This window comes from Limosilactobacillus ingluviei str. Autruche 4 (assembly GCF_000312405.1).
Classification (GTDB): domain Bacteria; phylum Bacillota; class Bacilli; order Lactobacillales; family Lactobacillaceae; genus Limosilactobacillus; species Limosilactobacillus ingluviei.
Map to the genome: position 1 here is coordinate 1,000,056 of NZ_HE997173.1, position 15,064 is coordinate 1,015,119.

16 protein-coding genes are annotated in these 15,064 nt (G+C 53.8%); 3 read left to right on the forward strand and 13 right to left on the reverse strand.

The features are described 5' to 3' along the window. Positions 1 to 42 precede the first annotated feature (42 nt). From BN54_RS04955 to murB, 3 genes are all read right to left on the reverse strand, one after another. Positions 43 to 912, reverse strand: a complete 870-nt coding sequence (locus tag BN54_RS04955; RefSeq protein ID WP_019206056.1) for a CdaR family protein — start codon at positions 910 to 912, stop codon at positions 43 to 45. Next, positions 909 to 1,739 carry a diadenylate cyclase CdaA gene (gene cdaA, locus BN54_RS04960; RefSeq protein WP_019206057.1) on the reverse strand — a complete coding sequence of 277 codons (831 nt, stop codon included), beginning with the start codon at positions 1,737 to 1,739 and terminating at the stop codon, positions 909 to 911. Before cdaA ends, BN54_RS04955 begins: the two co-directional genes overlap by 4 nt. 66 nt (positions 1,740 to 1,805) lie before the next feature. Then, positions 1,806 to 2,705, reverse strand: a complete 900-nt coding sequence (gene murB / locus BN54_RS04965; protein ID WP_019206058.1) for a UDP-N-acetylmuramate dehydrogenase — start codon at positions 2,703 to 2,705, stop codon at positions 1,806 to 1,808. A gap of 146 nt (positions 2,706 to 2,851) precedes the next feature. On the opposite strand from murB, the gene BN54_RS04970 reads away from it, so the two are divergent. Continuing rightward, positions 2,852 to 3,388 (forward strand): 3'-5' exonuclease, encoded by a 537-nt coding sequence (locus BN54_RS04970; protein ID WP_019206059.1) that lies wholly within the window; start codon positions 2,852 to 2,854, stop codon positions 3,386 to 3,388. Positions 3,389 to 3,434: 46 nt separating this feature from the next. On the opposite strand, the gene BN54_RS04975 is transcribed toward BN54_RS04970, so the two are convergent. The 4 genes from BN54_RS04975 to BN54_RS04990 are packed head-to-tail and all read right to left on the reverse strand — an operon-like array spanning position 3,435 to position 6,084. Next, on the reverse strand, positions 3,435 to 3,935 hold the full coding sequence (locus BN54_RS04975; protein WP_019206060.1) for a GNAT family N-acetyltransferase: 501 nt from the start codon (positions 3,933 to 3,935) through the stop codon (positions 3,435 to 3,437). After that, a complete protein-coding gene (gene tsaE / locus BN54_RS04980; RefSeq protein ID WP_019206061.1) occupies positions 3,928 to 4,386 on the reverse strand; it encodes a tRNA (adenosine(37)-N6)-threonylcarbamoyltransferase complex ATPase subunit type 1 TsaE in 459 nt (152 codons plus the stop codon). The genes BN54_RS04975 and tsaE overlap by 8 nt, the downstream gene beginning before the upstream one ends. Before the next feature lie 10 nt (positions 4,387 to 4,396). Then, a complete protein-coding gene (gene pta / locus BN54_RS04985; protein WP_019206062.1) occupies positions 4,397 to 5,371 on the reverse strand; it encodes a phosphate acetyltransferase in 975 nt (324 codons plus the stop codon). A 20-nt stretch (positions 5,372 to 5,391) separates the two neighbouring features. After that, complete coding sequence (locus BN54_RS04990; protein ID WP_040469956.1) at positions 5,392 to 6,084, reverse strand: uracil-DNA glycosylase; 693 nt, start codon at positions 6,082 to 6,084, stop codon at positions 5,392 to 5,394. Positions 6,085 to 6,220: 136 nt separating this feature from the next. Between BN54_RS04990 and BN54_RS04995 the strand changes: the two genes are divergently transcribed. Then, positions 6,221 to 6,793 (forward strand): LURP-one-related/scramblase family protein, encoded by a 573-nt coding sequence (locus BN54_RS04995; RefSeq protein WP_191976438.1) that lies wholly within the window; start codon positions 6,221 to 6,223, stop codon positions 6,791 to 6,793. 48 nt (positions 6,794 to 6,841) lie between these two features. Here BN54_RS04995 and smpB read toward each other — a convergent pair whose 3' ends face one another. From smpB to secG, 3 genes are all read right to left on the reverse strand, one after another. After that, positions 6,842 to 7,315, reverse strand: coding sequence for an SsrA-binding protein SmpB (gene smpB, locus BN54_RS05000; protein ID WP_019206065.1), 474 nt, complete (start codon positions 7,313 to 7,315; stop codon positions 6,842 to 6,844). A 38-nt stretch (positions 7,316 to 7,353) separates the two neighbouring features. After that, the gene (gene rnr, locus BN54_RS05005; protein ID WP_019206066.1) at positions 7,354 to 9,726 is read right to left on the reverse strand and encodes a ribonuclease R; all 2,373 of its coding nucleotides are present in this window, start codon (positions 9,724 to 9,726) and stop codon (positions 7,354 to 7,356) included. A gap of 92 nt (positions 9,727 to 9,818) precedes the next feature. Next, positions 9,819 to 10,049, reverse strand: coding sequence for a preprotein translocase subunit SecG (secG, locus tag BN54_RS05010; protein WP_019206067.1), 231 nt, complete (start codon positions 10,047 to 10,049; stop codon positions 9,819 to 9,821). Positions 10,050 to 10,198: 149 nt separating this feature from the next. Here secG and BN54_RS05015 point away from each other — a divergent pair, with 149 nt between their 5' ends. Beyond that, positions 10,199 to 11,386: an MFS transporter gene (locus BN54_RS05015; protein ID WP_019206068.1), complete on the forward strand. Its 1,188-nt coding sequence runs from the start codon at positions 10,199 to 10,201 to the stop codon at positions 11,384 to 11,386. Between the two features lie 44 nt (positions 11,387 to 11,430). Here BN54_RS05015 and BN54_RS05020 read toward each other — a convergent pair whose 3' ends face one another. From BN54_RS05020 to BN54_RS05030, 3 genes are all read right to left on the reverse strand, one after another. Beyond that, on the reverse strand, positions 11,431 to 12,987 hold the full coding sequence (locus BN54_RS05020) for a ClC family H(+)/Cl(-) exchange transporter (RefSeq protein WP_019206069.1): 1,557 nt from the start codon (positions 12,985 to 12,987) through the stop codon (positions 11,431 to 11,433). A gap of 78 nt (positions 12,988 to 13,065) precedes the next feature. Next, on the reverse strand, positions 13,066 to 13,443 hold the full coding sequence (gene gloA2 / locus BN54_RS05025) for an SMU1112c/YaeR family gloxylase I-like metalloprotein (protein ID WP_019206070.1): 378 nt from the start codon (positions 13,441 to 13,443) through the stop codon (positions 13,066 to 13,068). A 57-nt stretch (positions 13,444 to 13,500) separates the two neighbouring features. Next, complete coding sequence (locus BN54_RS05030) at positions 13,501 to 14,895, reverse strand: amino acid permease (RefSeq protein ID WP_019206071.1); 1,395 nt, start codon at positions 14,893 to 14,895, stop codon at positions 13,501 to 13,503. Between the last annotated feature and the right edge of the window lie 169 nt (positions 14,896 to 15,064).

Below are 15,064 nucleotides of genomic sequence, written 5' to 3' on the forward strand. Positions count from 1 at the left end.
CTCCAATTCAGCCCCTGCCAAACGACCGGCGGGGCACTTTAATTATTCTTCACTGTTGCTGCTGGCTTTAACACTCGAACTAGTCTGCGTCTTACTGGTTTGGGTCTGATCAGTCGCGGTTTGGTCGGCCGCTGAACTGGCCGACGCCGAGGTCTCACTGGCCGCCTGGCTGCTAGTGCTGGTTTCACTCGCCGCCTTGCCCGCGTCAATCGGGACCGTCACGTTCAAGGTACTTGGCATGACGACCACGTTAACCGTCCGTCCGCGGCGGTCAATCGCCTGCAAGGTCACCTGGCGATGCAAATCACTGGTAGCATCCTTAGGCACATTCACCATGGCAATCACCTTGACCACCCGTTTAACCTCGCTTTTGGCTCCGGTGACTTGCACCGTATTCAAAGCGGCCTTGGGCGTCCCAACCCGGTAGTTGCCATTCACCGTCTTGGCACTCAAGCGCACCTCGACTGGTTTGACCGTCGTCGTGCGCGGTTGAATGTTCACATCGATCGTTGCCGGATTAATCGTAGCGCGCAGCTCGTCGTTTAAGCCCGAGGTCTTCAATTTTACGGTATGCTTGCCACTGCCCAGCTCCCGTAGGTTGGCGTACACCTTAAAGTTTTGGGTGTTGGTCGTCGTCGTCACCAACGCAGCTGGCCCACTGATTTTGACCTTCACGTATTGGGGATACCCCGAAACCACGTAGCGCTGACTGTCAACCGTCAAATCCAACGGCATCTTCATCGTGACGGTCTTATTAGACATTAACGCCGTCGTATTGCCATCCCGTGTCGTTTGCCGCAAAAAGCCATCTTTGCTGCCATTGACGTACATAAACAGCACTAAGGCCAAAATCAAGGAAATAATGCGGTAAAACCAGGTACTATTAAAGAAGCCCTTTTCTTGCTGTTTCACTTGCCAACCCCCTTGAAGCGCGTCAACAAATCCGTCAATAAATTCCGGTTGCCAGCCTCTTCTTTATATAATTGCGCCCGCAAAAACTTCAAGTAATTCTTCTGCGACATGTTGCGCAACAACTCATTATCCTTGGTCAGGGAAACCTCCCCCGTCTCTTCGGAGATTACAATCGTCAACGCATCCGTCACTTCGGAAATTCCCACGGCTGCCCGGTGACGCGTCCCGAGTTCCTTAGGAATCAGTTTACTGTCCGAAAGCGGCAGGTAGGCCGCCGCCACGGCCACCCGATTGTTTTTGATGATCACGGCCCCGTCATGCAACGGCGTATTCGGAATAAAGGTATTGATCAGCAGGGCCCCGGTGATTTCGGCATCCAGGGGAATCCCGGTCTCAATGTATTCCTCTAAGCCGGTCTCCATTTGAATCGCAATCAGCGCCCCAATCCGCCGCTTGGACATGTACTGAATCGCTTGATCCAATTGCTTGATCATTTCCTCTTCAGCTTGATTGGCGACCCGGTTGCGCGTCAACATCGTGCCCCGCCCCAGGTGCTCCAGCCCCCGCCGAATTTCGGGCTGGAAGATAATTACCATCGCAATTACCCCCCAGTTGATCACTTGGTCCATTACCCACGACACCGTTGATAAGCCCACGTACCACGAAATCAACTTGATGACGATAATAATCAAAATCCCTTTGAAGAGTTGCACCGCGCGGGTCCCCTTCAACAGCACCATCAATTCATAGATGACCAGCCAAATCACTAAAATATCAATCAGGCTGATTAAGTTTCGCCACGTGAGGAGTGTCGCAATCCAATCCATTCCACATTCCTCCCTGCTTAATTGTCTGCCCCATTATAGCACTTTTATTGGCCGGGCCAAACCGGGCTAATCACGACCGATAATCCGGACTTCCGTTTCCAAGTCCACGCCAAACTTGGCCTTCACGGTCGCTTGCACATGCCGAATCACCGCTAAGTAATCCGTGGCCGTCCCGTTCCCAATGTTGACAATAAAGCCCGCGTGCTTGGTGGAGACTTGCGCGCCCCCCACCGTGTAACCTTGCAAGCCGGCATCATGAATCAATTTTCCAGCAAAGTAACCCGTCGGGCGCTTAAAGACACTCCCACATGAAGGCAATTCCAACGGTTGCTTGGCCGCGCGCCGCGCATTCAGGTCGTCCATTTCGGCCTTGATCTGGTCAAAGTCCCCCGGCGTCAGTTGGAAATCAGCCGCCAAGACGACCAAGTTGTCGTCTTGCACCGCACTGTGCCGGTAGCCAAAGTCCAGTTCTTGGTTGGACAGGGCCTTGATTTCGCCGGCCGGGGTCAGGACCGTCGCTGACTTCACCACGTGCTTGGTTTCGCCACCATACGCCCCGGCATTCATAAAGACGGCGCCCCCGACACTGCCGGGAATCCCGGCCGCAAATTCCAGGCCACTCAAATGATGATCCCGCGCCACGATCGTCGTATCAATGTAAGCCGCCCCGGCTTGGGCCGTGACGATCGTGTCATGGACTTCAATGTGCTTCATCTTGGTTAAAATCATGACCAACCCAGCAATCCCGCCGTCCTTGACGATTAAGTTGCTGGCGTTGCCCAACACCGTTAATGGAATCTGGTGGTCATGGACATAAGTCACAATTGCTTGCACTTGGGCTACCGTTTCCGGGAACACCAACCAGTCCGCCGGGCCCCCCGTCTTGGTGTGCGTGTACTTGGCCAACGGTTCATTGGCCAACAAGGTCAAGCCCGCAAAAGTGTCTGCCGTTAATTGATAAGTCATGTCTCATTAATTCCTTTCTGTCTGTTCCCACCCGCGCGGGGCAGGATAAGTTTAACCGTTTCATTATATACCATTGCATCCGGTTTGCACTGGCTGGCACCAATGCTTTATTATTAAATTAACGCAATAAAAACGGAGGCGCCCACATGAATTTTATCGCCATTGATTTTGAAACCGCGTCCGGCAAGCGGTTCAGTGCCTGTTCCTTGGCCCTAACCGTGGTCCGGGACAGTCAAATTACGGATCAATTCTATACCTTGATCAACCCGCAAACGCCTTTTTTCTGGCGGAACGTGCAAATCCACGGCATCCATGAACAGGACGTGGCCAATGCGCCGACTTTTCCCGCGGTGTGGGAACACATCCACTCCTTTTTTACCCCGGAAAAACTAGTCGTTGCCCACAACGCCAGCTTTGATAACAGTGTCTTAAAGAACACGTTGGCCCATTATAACCTGGCTCCGGCGCAATACCTGACCTTGGATACATTGCGGACCAGCCAGACCCTGTATCCAGAGCTGGTTAACCACAAGCTCAATACGGTGGCCGATGCCTTGCAAATCGAATTGCACCATCATCATAACGCCTTAGATGATGCCCAAGCCTGTGCCAATATTTTATTAACCCAGGCGCGGCAATTTGGCCCCAAAAAATTAACCCCCTTTATCAAGCCGGTTCACTAAAACAAGAGTAGCGCTGGAAGGCCGCCCCTCCCAGCGCTACTCTTTTTTAAGGATAAACCATCTTGGTGGCCGGCTTGACCTGCCCATCGGCCGCCGGTTCCAGCAGGGTCCCGACCGTCTGAAAGCCAATATCTTGGTACAGCTTTTTCCCCCAGATATTATGATCAAACACCGTCAACATCAATTGGTCCAAGGTACTGTAATTTTCAAACCAGTACTGACCTTCTTCCATCAGCAAGCGGCCAATCCCTTGGTGCCAGTATCGTTTGGCAATTACCAGCCCCATTTCACCGACCCCTGGCGTGGCGGCTAGATTCATGATGGTTAACACCCCGACGATTTCTGGCCCCAAGCAGGCCAATAAAATCAAACAATCGTCGCGATCTGCCACCGCACTTAGCCGCACCGCTTCTTCAGCGACCGTGACGCGGTCCAAGCCGGGCAGCAAAATTGCGTCACTTTCCGGAGCAACGCCTTGCAAAAAGGCCAATAAGGCCGCCGCATCCGCGCGTTGTGCCAGGCGCATCGTGATTTCTGCTTCAGCCATGGAGCCATTCCTCCACCACGTGGGTCAGGCGCGTGCCATGGGGAACCACCATTAACCGCCGCTCATTTTCCGTCGCGGTCCGGGTAAAGGTCAGGGATAAGTATTCGGTTGGCAATTCATCGGCCACAAATTGGGCCCACTCAACCACGCTGATTCCATCCCCATCAAAGTACTCTTCTAAGCCCAAGTCCTGGCCACCGCCCGCTTCCAAGCGGTAAACGTCCATGTGGTAAAGCGGCAAGCGGCCGCCTTGGTACTCACGAATGATGGTAAAGGTCGGACTCTTGATCATCTGTTGGATCCCCAGCCCGGCGGCCAACCCCTTCGTAAAGGTTGTTTTGCCTGCCCCCAGGTCACCATTTAAGACCAAAACGTCCCCAGCTTGCAACAGCGGGGCCAAACGGCGACCCAAGGCCATGGTTGCTTCCCGATTTGCTAATGCGATCTTCACACCCGTCACCCTACTTAACCTGGGCCGCCGTAATCAAAGCGACCTTGTAGACGTCTTCTTCACTCGTGCCCCGGGAAAGGTCGGCAATTGGGGCGTTTAACCCTTGCAAAATTGGGCCCACGGCTTCAAAACCACCAAACCGTTGGGCAATCTTGTAACCAATGTTCCCCGCTTCCAGACTTGGGAAGACAAAGACGTTGACGTGACCGGCAACCTTGGAACCAGGCGCCTTGAGGGCCCCCACTTCCGGAACAAAGGCCGCATCAAATTGCAATTCCCCATCCACCGCTAAGGTTGGGGCTTGGGCTTGCACGAGCTTCGTGGCTTCGGCCACCTTGGTCACCATCTCACCCTTGGCTGAGCCCTTGGTCGAGAAGGACAGCATCGCTACCTTCGGGTCTAAGCCGAAGAGTTCCGCCGTTTCCGCACTTTGCAAGGCCACCGCCGCCATCGTTTCCGCATCCAATTCGATGTTGATGGCACAGTCGGCAAAGATGTAGCGTTCTTCACCCTTTTGCATGATAAAGGCCCCCGAAATCCGCTTTTGGCCGGGCTTGGTCTTAATAATTTGCAAGGCCGGGCGGACCGTGGCCCCCGTTGAGTGAACCGCCCCTGAGACCATCCCGTCAACCTTGCCTAAGTAAACGAGCATCGTCCCAAAGTACGAAACGTCGGTCAGCATTTGGTCAACTTCTTCCGGCGTGTTCTTCCCCTTGCGCCGTTCCAGCAGAGCATCGTGCATGGCTTGCTTGTCAGCCGCCGGGTAGGTCGCGGGATCCAAGATTTCAATCCCGCTTAAATCAAAGTTGTTTTCACTGGCCACTTGCTTCAGTTCAGCTTGGTTCCCCAATAAGACCGGGTCCACGACCCCATCGGCCTTCAGCCGCACAGCCGCCCCCATAATCCGCTTGTCACTGCCTTCCGGGAAAACGATCCGCCGGCCTTGGCCCTTTAAATCTTGTGCTAACTTTTCAAAAATATCCATTGCAAAGACTCCTTTTCTTCCTACGCTTCACCATCAACGGTCGCTGGCAACTGCCAATCAATTGGCGTTTCTCCCATCGCCACCAGGGCTTGGTTAGTCCTTGAGAACGGTCGTGAACCAAAGAAGCCCCGGTAGGCTGACAGGGGACTGGGGTGGGCGGATTCCAAAACCAGATTCGTGTCCAAATCAATCAACTGCTTCTTGCGTTGGGCTGCCTTCCCCCACAGGATGAAGACGACGGGTTGCGGCCGTTTGGACAAGGCCATAATTGCCGCATCGGTCAGCGCTTCCCACCCCTTACCTTGGTGCGAGTAGGCTTGACCGGCCCGGACCGTCAATACCGAGTTCAAAAGCAAGACCCCCTGCTCAGCCCACTTTTTTAAGTAACCGTGGTTGACCGGGGGATAGCCCAAGTCCGCTTGCAGCTCCTTATAAATGTTTTGTAAGGACGGCGGAATCGCCACCCCCGGCAAGACGGAAAAGCTTAACCCGTGCGCCTGGTGCGGACCGTGGTACGGGTCTTGGCCCAAGATCACCACCTTGACCTGCGAAAACGGGGTCCACTCAAACGCCGTAAAAATGTGATGCATTTCCGGATAAATCGTCTGAGTGGTGTACTCGTGAACCAAAAAATCATGCAAATGTTGATAAGTTGGACTTTCAAATTGGGGCGCCAAGACGGGCCACCAATCATTATGAATCAATTGTTTCAAAATCATGCACCTCGCTTTTAATTTTAGCATACTTCTGCGCGGGACGGGAGAAAAGATGAAACCGCTGACAGGCTGTTCAAAATCAGCGGACACTGATAAAATACAAGGTAATCAGCCAATGAAAGGAGGCACTCCCGTGCGAACGCTCTACATGCGGGATCACGCTACTGATCGTCAACCAGCCACGGTGATTCACGATGAAAACAACCAAGCCGCCTACCTCTTAGCCGGTAAATGGGGCTTGCGGCAAGATGCCCTCTCCTTGTACAACATGCGCGGCGATCTGCTCGCCGAAGTCAGCCAACTGTCGTTAGGGCTCTTGCCCAAGTTCGCCCTCTATGTCAACCACCAAAAAGTCGGCGTCGTTGGCAAATCCCTGGGCTTTGTGCGGGAAGTCGTCTACATCCGGGGCTTGAATTGGGTCATTGTCGGCAATGCCCTCACCAATCACTACCGCGTCTTCAAGGGCAGCCACCAGGTCTTTGCCATGGAACCCGCCGCTGAGACCGGTGCCTCTTTTTTGGCCATTACGATTAACCACCCCCAAGACGAACCCTTGGCAATCCTAGTGGCGTGCGTCTTGAACCACTGGGCCAAACGGCCGGATCCCCAGCCATTGCGCCGCAAATTCAAGTGGCGACCCCAAGCTGAACCAGGCCTGTCAATGGGCACGACCCTCCGTGACTGTCACTGGCAAAAATTACACTAACTTAAACAACGGCGATTTCTCGAACTTGGAGAAATCGCCGTTGTTTGGTTAGTAATGTTTTAAAACGCGCTCGATTTGGCGTTCTTGTTCCCGCCGCTTGATATCATTGCGCTTATCGTACTCATGCTTCCCCTTGGCGACCCCTAACAAGACCTTGGCAAAGCCGTGCTTAAGGTACATCTTTAATGGCACTAAGGTCACTCCTTTAGTGGTGAGCGTTGCCCGCAGCTTTTGCAGCTCTTTTTTGTGCAACAAAAGTTTCCGGTTGCGCAAGGGATCGTGGTTAAAAACATTCCCATTGCTATACTCGTTAATGTGGACGTTCATCAGCCACAGCTCGCCGTTATGAAACTGGGCGTAGCCGTCCTTAAGTTGGACCCGCCGGGCCCGGACCGACTTGATCTCCGTCCCGGTTAGGACCAAGCCGGCTTCGTACGTCGCCGTGATCGCGTAATCATGGCGGGCCTTTTTATTTTGGGCCACTAAATTGGCATCTAACGCGGCTTTTTTCTTTTGAGCCATCGCTGAAACCTCCTTTCAACGTTGCAAGTTGGTTCAATTTAACGGTGACGCCGGCGCCGTTGCCCCGGCTCCCGATCCCCCTTGTGGCGGGTTTGACCGCGGTTGATTTGGTAACTGTTCCGATCCCCATTGTCCCGGCGCCGATCAGAGCGGGAATGATCATCATGCCGACGGTGATCACGCCGGTCATTGTTGCGCCGCCGGTTGCGGCCACCACCGCGCCGGTCATCTTGGCGGGGCGCCCGCAGCTTGGTAACGGGCGCTTCACCCGGGTTAACCAGTTCAAAGTCAACTTCGCGTTGGTCCTTGTCGACCCGCAACAGCTTTACCTTGACCGGCTGGCCAATTTGGAAGATGTGGTGGTTGCGCCGCCCGACCAAGGCCATGTGCTTTTCGATGTATTCGTAGAAATCATCTTGCATCGCACTGATGTGGATCAGACCTTCCACCGTATTCTCTAAGGCCACAAACAAACCAAACTTCATGACGGAAGACACGACCGCGTCAAAGGTTTCGCCCACGTGGTCTTCCATGTATTCCGCCTTCTTCATGCTGTCAACGTCACGTTCGGTGTCAATCCCGCGGCGTTCAGCCATTGAAGTGTGTTCAGCGATTTCGCCCAGCACGGGTTCGTACTTGGCCTTAGCCGCCGCATCGGTACCGTGTTCCGCGTACCAGCGAATCAAGCGGTGAACGGTGGTATCCGGGTACCGCCGAATCGGCGAAGTAAAGTGGGTATAGTACTTGGCGCCCAAGCCAAAGTGGCCGACTTCTTCGTCCGCATACTTGGCTTGCTGCATGCTGCGCAGCATCATTACCTGCACCATTTGCTCTTCGGGGGTCCCGGCCACGTCCTTTAAGACCTTTTGCAGCATCTTTGGCGAAGCGGCACTTAAGTCCCCCTTCATTTGGATCCCAAAGACCGACAAAAATTCCGCAAAACTCTTTAACCGTTCCGCATCCGGGGTCTCGTGGATCCGGTAGAGGAAGGGAACGTGGAGTTTAAAGTAGTGCTCTGCTACCGTTTCGTTGGCGGCCAGCATAAAGGATTCAATCATCCGTTCCGACAAGCCCCGGTCGCGCAATTCAATGTCGATCGGGTGGCCGGTCTCATCCACAATAATCTTGGCTTCCGGCGCTTCAAAGTCGATCGCGCCCCGTTGGTGCCGGTGCTTGAGCAAGATCCGGTGCAAGTCGGCCATGGTTTCAAACATCGGCACTAATTCGGCGTACTGGGCCCGGGTCTTTTCATCGTGCGCCTCTAAGATCTTATTAACCGCCTTGTAGGTCATCCGGGCGTGCGAACGGATCACCGACGGGAAGATTTCTTCTTTGACCACTTCGCCTTGCGGGTTGATTTCCATTTCACACGACATTGCCAACCGTTCTTCGTTCGGGTTTAAGGAACAAATCCCGTTTGATAAACGCTTCGGCAACATCGGAATGACCCGGTCGGTCAAATAAACCGACGTCCCCCGCTTATAGGCTTCTTGATCCAAAGGCGTCCCCGGCTTAACGTAATGCGAGACGTCCGCAATGTGGACCCCCAAGTGGTAATTGCCGTTTGGCAGTTGCCATGCCACCACGGCGTCGTCCAAGTCCTTGGATTCAATGCTGTCGATCGTCACCAGGGGTTGATCGGTCAAGTCGCGGCGGCCAACTTTTTCTTCGGGTTGCACCGTCAGCGGAATCGCGTTGGCCTGGTCCATTACTTCCTGGGGAAATTCGTGGGGCACATCGTGAGCGTAGACCACTGACAGGATGTCAATCCCTGGCTCATCTTTATCCCCAATCACTTCGGTTACGGCCCCGGTCATGATTTCAGGGGCTTCGTCACTCGGGTAGTTGGTAATCGTAGCGGTAACCACTTCGTTATCCTGGGGATTAAGGCCTTGGTCGGTCACGTAGAAGCGGTAATTGGTCAGCTTCTTGTCCTTGAGGAGGATTTCCCCAATGAAGTTGCCCATCGTCAGGTGCTTAAATTCGCCCACCACGTGATCATAGTGGTGTTCAAGAATTTCGGTCACGGCCCCCTCTGGTCCTTGGTCCTTGGTCGGATCCCCGGCCCGCAAGATCTTTACCTTAACCTGGTCGCCGTTCAAGGCGTGGGCCGTGTGGTCCGGATTGACGTAAATATCCGGCAAATCATCATCATAAGCGACAAAGCCAAAGCCCTTCGGATTGGCGTGGAAGACCCCCACGATTTCTTCTTGTTGGGGAACCAGCTTAAATTCGCCTTGATCCGTGACTTCTACCAAGCCTTCCCGCTCTAATTTGGCCAGGGCCTGGACCAAGGGGGTAAAATCATCTGCCGAGGCTTTTTTGATCAGGCGGCCAATTTTTTCTGCCGACAGACTGATCGTTGGGTTAAGACCCAAGACTTTTAAAATCTGTTCTTGTAAATCTGTCATTAAAGATTCCTCTCGGTTGTTCATTCATCATAAAAGGCCGTGACAACTGCCACAGCCTCTTCGTGCAATATTTCTTATGTTCGACGCGACGGCTAATGTGATGACGTGTAGATGATCGCCAGCGCCAAGATAAAGAAGAGCGCCCCCACGATGGTGGTGACAATCTGCATTACGGCTTCAAAGCCCCGCGCTTTCCGCCGGGAGAATAAATCCCCGGACCCACCGGTCAAAGCGGACATCGCATCATTATCAGTCTTTGCTGGCTGCATCATTACGCAAGCAATTAGGACCACGCAGTCGATCAAGAAGAGGGTCATTAACATTGAATATTTCCTCCTAATTTCAACCACAACATATCCTAATGATCATACCATATTTCTGGACGTTTGCCTAATTTAAGTGCCGAAATTGGCACCGCCCACGAAAATCCCGTACAATGAAGATAGTTAGAAAAAAGATTGGAGGTTTTATTTTGACGACCATTTCAACCGGCCGTCTGCGCTTATTGACGGCCGATTTTGTCTTAATTTCTTTTATGCTCGGTTGTAATGAGTTTATGATTGTCGGGAATTTATCCTTGATCGCCAATTCCTTTCACGAATCCTTGGCCCAGATCGCCTGGCTGGTGTCAGCCTTTGCCTGGACCTATGCACTGCTGACCCCGCTCATCACGATGGCCACCGCCCGCTTTGATCGCTTCAAATTGTTGCTGACCTTACTGGGCGTCTTTTTGGTCGGGACCGTAATCAGTTGCTGGGCGCCGAGCTTTAACTGGCTCTTGTTGGCCCGGATCTTAACCGCCTCGGTCGCCGGCTTACTGGAATCCTTGCTGCTGGTCATTGCTTATGATCTGGCGCCGAACCAAGCCAGTGGTTCCCAGATTGTGGCGTGGATTTACACCGGCTTTGGGATTGCCAGTGTCGCCGGGGTGCCGCTTGGGACCTTTATTGCCGCCCATTGGCACTGGCAAGCGGCGTTCTACCTGGTGACCGCCGTCACCGCCGTTGTGGCTGTGGCAACCGTCTTCTTGGTCCCCCACCACCTGCCCGGGACCCCCGGCAGCATCAAGGCCCAATTAAAACTGTTTGGCGACCGGCAAATTTGGCTGGGAATTGGGTTCGTGACCTTTGGGGCGGCCACCTTGTACGGTTACTACACTTACATTCGGCCCTTGCTCCAGGACACGCTGGGCTTTAGCGTCACTGCTTTGACCATCATTTTAGCCGTACTGGGAATCTTAGACGTGCTCAGCAGTATTTTGTCGGGCCGGCTGGCGGCCAAAAACGGTATGAGGCGGCTGATCCCCGTCTACATCCTGCAAATCAGCTGTCTGGCCCTCTTCGCGCCGTTGATGCGTAGTCAGCTCGGGGGGCTGACAGTGCTCTTGCTGATGGGCTTTTTGATCCCCCTCTTTAGTGCCCCGGCCCAGGTCTTCTTTTTGAACCGGGCCAACCAGGCCCACCCGGCGGCGGTCACCTTAGCCTCCTCATTAAACGCGATTTTCTATAACGTTGGCATTGCGATTGCCTCATTGAGCGCGGCCCAGACTTTAGAACACTTTGGTCTGCCCGCGCTCGGTTGGAACGCCGAATTTTACTGTCTCTTGGCCACCGGCTGCTTACTGTTACTGGTGCGCCAATTGAAACCCCCAGCAGCATAAAGCCCAACTGCCCCCGCCGGAGTTGTTCCGGCGGGGGCAGTTGTTTATTTGCGGGCACTCTGGTGGGCCGCGGCGTTAATTTGCGCTTGTTCTTGCAAGTGCTGGGCCCCGGTTAATTGAATCACCAGGGTGTCACCAACTTGCAGCTTGGTATCCCCCCGCGGGACCAATTGATCTTCTCCCCGGTACACCGCCAGAACCAAACTCCCCACCGGCCAGGCAAAATCCTTGATCGCCATCCCGTCGAGCTGCGCCCCGGCAAAGATGGTCGTCGTCATTTGGGTCAAGCCACGCAATTTGGCGTGGGGCCGCTGGTGAATGAAGTTTTCAAACATCGCGTAGTAAACCGGCCGCCCGCCCAAGAGGTCATCGACCAAGTAGGCGATAATCGCGACCACCGCTAACGGCATTAAGTGCGCCATCGTCCCGACCATTTCGGTAATCAACAGGATCGCCGTAAAGGGCGCCTTAGAAATGCAGGCAAAGTAGCCCGCCATCGCGTAGATCACGTAATTAGGCAGGTAGTGCAGCGGGAGCAGCCCCAGCTGCGCCATCCCCGCGCTGTACACCGCCCCAAAAACTGCCCCCAAGGTCAGGATCGGCAAAAAGATCCCCCCGGGCAGCTCCGAGGCGTATGAAAGCATAGAAAAGACGAACCGCAGGACAAACAACCACACCAACCACAGCAAGCCGGGCTGCATTTGGGCGAGCCCCACAATCAATTCGTTCCCCCCACCCAGGGTTTGCGGCCAGAGCCAGGCAATCGGAATTACCAGGACAAAGGGAATCACCGGGTACCAAGCCGGCTTGAGCCACTTCAGCCGCCGCGTCCAGGACCCCAAGTTTAAGATCACCAGCTGGTACAAACGGCCCAAAAGCCCCAACAACAAGCCCAAGACCACTAATTGCCAGTACTGAGCCAAGGGAAAGACACTTTCGTGCGGGACGTTCAAATCTGGCTTTAAACCAAAGAATTGCATCGAAACCAGGTTGGCACACAGGGCACTGATGAAGACCGACAGCCAGACCAAGGGCGAAAAATTATGGTAAACCTCTTCGAGGATAAACATTGATGATGCAATCGGGGCATTGAAGGCGGCCGACAGGCCCGCTGCCGCCCCACTGGCAATCCCGACTCGCCGCTCAACTGGTGTGACCTGACCGTGTTCAGCAATCCCCTGGCCGACGGTCGCCCCCAGCTGGATCGAGGGTCCTTCCCGGCCCAAGAACAGACCAGAACCGATACTTAAGATCCCACCAAAGAATTTCCGCCATAGCACTGGCCACCAGGCTTCTTCAAACTGGCCCATTAATTGACCTTCGACCTGAGGAATCCCGGAACCCTTGATGTTCGGATAGTGTTGGGTCAGATAGCCCAGCAGCAAGGCTAAAATGATTGAGCCCACCGTCCAGGGCAGCAAGCCCCACGGGTGATGGTGAAAGTAACCAAAGGCGGTCTGAACCCCCGTCAACCCCCATTGAATACTCAAACGAAAGAAACTCACCACTAGCCCTGTGACTAGGCCAATCATAATTGCCCGCCCGATCTGGCGGCTGTTGCCGTAATTAGGACTGTAAAAGCGCCGGCGCTCCAATTGCATCACCTCAAAATTAATTTCCCTACCGAGTTTACCACGCTTTGCGGTGCTGTGGACGGTGAGAACGGTTGCAAATCCCCGTTATTCGTGAATTTCCAGCGGTAAGCCATCCGGATCAAAGAAAAAGGTCATTTTGCCGTGGGTAAAGGGATCGACCCGGATCGGTTCCGTTTCAATCCCCTTCGCCGTCAAGGCTTGCACGGTCGCCGCGACATCCGCCACGCGAAAGGCCAGGTGACGCAGGCCCAAGGCTTCGGGATACGAGGGCCGCTGGGGTGCCTCGGGGCGAATAAAGAGTTCGATTTCTTGGTCGCCGCAGGCCAGGTCCAGCTTGTAATCACCCCGATCGGGCCGGTAATTTTCCCGGATGAGAGTAAACCCTAGTAAATCAACGTAAAAATGCTTGCTTTTCGCATAATCGCTGCCAATGATAGCCAGGTGATGAATTTCATTAAACATCTTTTTTCCTCCAAAAAAGCAGCCCGCCCAAAAACGAAGGCCGACTGCTGATCATCATTAATTTTCCTTGCGCAAGTTGCCCCGGTAACGAATCAAGTAAACCGCCGTGGCCACCACCAAGACGGCCAACCCGGCAATCACCGAGACCCGGGTATCCGGATTCACAAACATGAAGGCCACAATTACCAACAGGGCCACGATCGCAAAGTAACTTGAGAACGGGTACAGCGGTAATTTAAAGGGGTGGTCAACCATCAGGTTCGGATTGTGCTTGCGGAACTTCAATTCCGCCAACAGAATCACAAACCACGGAATCATCCCTGGCAAGACCGACGAAGAAAAGACGATCACGAACAGATCTGACATCGACTTGTTTTGCGAAGCGGCAATCAAGTCAATGATAAAGCCAAGCAAAATCCCCCCAGAGATTCCTAAGATCGCCGCGTCTGGGACAATCCGCTTGGACAGGCGACCAAAGAGTTTGGGCGCATCGCCTTCGTGGGCCAATTTAAAGAGCATCCGACTGGACGAGTAAATCCCCGAGTTCGCCCCGGACAAGGCCGCCGTTAAAACCACGAAGTTAATGATCGACGCCGCGGCCGTGATCCCAACCTTAGCAAAGGTGGACACAAATGGCGAGCCAAGGGAACTGAGTTGGTTCCACGGGTAGATCGTAACAATCACAAAGATCGCCCCGATGTAGAAGATCAAGATCCGCAAAAGGACAGACTTGACGGATTTAACGACCGCTTTTTGCGGATTAGCCACTTCCCCGGCCGAAATCCCCAGTAATTCAATCCCCTGGTAGGAACCGACAATAATCGACATCGAGAAGAAGAAGCCGCTCACCCCACCGGTGAAGAAACCACCGTGGGCCCATAGGTTGGAAAAACCGGTCGGATGGCCGCCGTTACCAAAGCCAAAGAAGATTACCAAGAGGCCCAGGATGATCATAAAGATGATCGTAACAACCTTAATCATCGCAAACCAAAATTCCAAGGAACCATATGATTTGGCGCTGGCCAGGTTGGCTAATACCAAAAAGGCAATGATAATCAACCCCGACCAGAGGGGCGAGATCTGCGGCCACCAATACTTCAAGTATTCGGTCGCCGCCACCACTTCGGACATGCCGACGACAATGTATTCAAAGACGTTGGCCCACTTCGCGAGGTAACCCGCCAAGGGGTGCACGTATTCCGTCGCGTAATCCGCAAAGGACCCGGTTCCCGGATTTAAGTAGATCATTTCCCCCAAGGACCGCATCACGATATACAGCAACAGCCCCACAAAAGCGTAAGCTAGCAAGACGGACGGCCCAGTCCACTTAATGGACGCCGTCGAGCCCATAAAGAGGCCGACCCCAATCGCGCCCCCGAGGGAAATCATTTCCATCTGACCCGCCGTCATCGTCCGGCTAAGGGCTGGGGCCCCGATTTTATTCTTTGCCATTTTCTTTCCTCCTATTCGCTGTTGACCCTTGATCTTGGCGCAGATCCCCGTCAATCAGCACTGCTTAAAATTATAGGGGAAGCCATCTAAAAGTTCAATCAACGGCTTCTCATCGATTCTTAATTAAACTAAAAAGCGCCGGTGAGCTTTCAATAATGAAAGCCCCACG

Bases quoted from the DNA above. Each gene is read 5' to 3' on its own strand.
- BN54_RS05030 (WP_019206071.1), bottom strand. From the start codon at position 14,895: ATGGCAAAGAATAAAATCGGGGCCCCAGCCCTTAGCCGGACGATGACG.
- BN54_RS04975 (WP_019206060.1), bottom strand. From the start codon at position 3,935: ATGGCTGAAGCAGAAATCACGATGCGCCTGGCACAACGCGCGGATGCG.
- BN54_RS05020 (WP_019206069.1), bottom strand. From the start codon at position 12,987: ATGCAATTGGAGCGCCGGCGCTTTTACAGTCCTAATTACGGCAACAGC.
- BN54_RS04970 (WP_019206059.1), top strand. From the start codon at position 2,852: ATGAATTTTATCGCCATTGATTTTGAAACCGCGTCCGGCAAGCGGTTC.
- murB (WP_019206058.1), bottom strand. From the start codon at position 2,705: ATGACTTATCAATTAACGGCAGACACTTTTGCGGGCTTGACCTTGTTG.
- rnr (WP_019206066.1), bottom strand. From the start codon at position 9,726: ATGACAGATTTACAAGAACAGATTTTAAAAGTCTTGGGTCTTAACCCA.
- smpB (WP_019206065.1), bottom strand. From the start codon at position 7,315: ATGGCTCAAAAGAAAAAAGCCGCGTTAGATGCCAATTTAGTGGCCCAA.
- secG (WP_019206067.1), bottom strand. From the start codon at position 10,049: ATGTTAATGACCCTCTTCTTGATCGACTGCGTGGTCCTAATTGCTTGC.
- pta (WP_019206062.1), bottom strand. From the start codon at position 5,371: ATGGATATTTTTGAAAAGTTAGCACAAGATTTAAAGGGCCAAGGCCGG.
- gloA2 (WP_019206070.1), bottom strand. From the start codon at position 13,443: ATGTTTAATGAAATTCATCACCTGGCTATCATTGGCAGCGATTATGCG.
- cdaA (WP_019206057.1), bottom strand. From the start codon at position 1,739: ATGGATTGGATTGCGACACTCCTCACGTGGCGAAACTTAATCAGCCTG.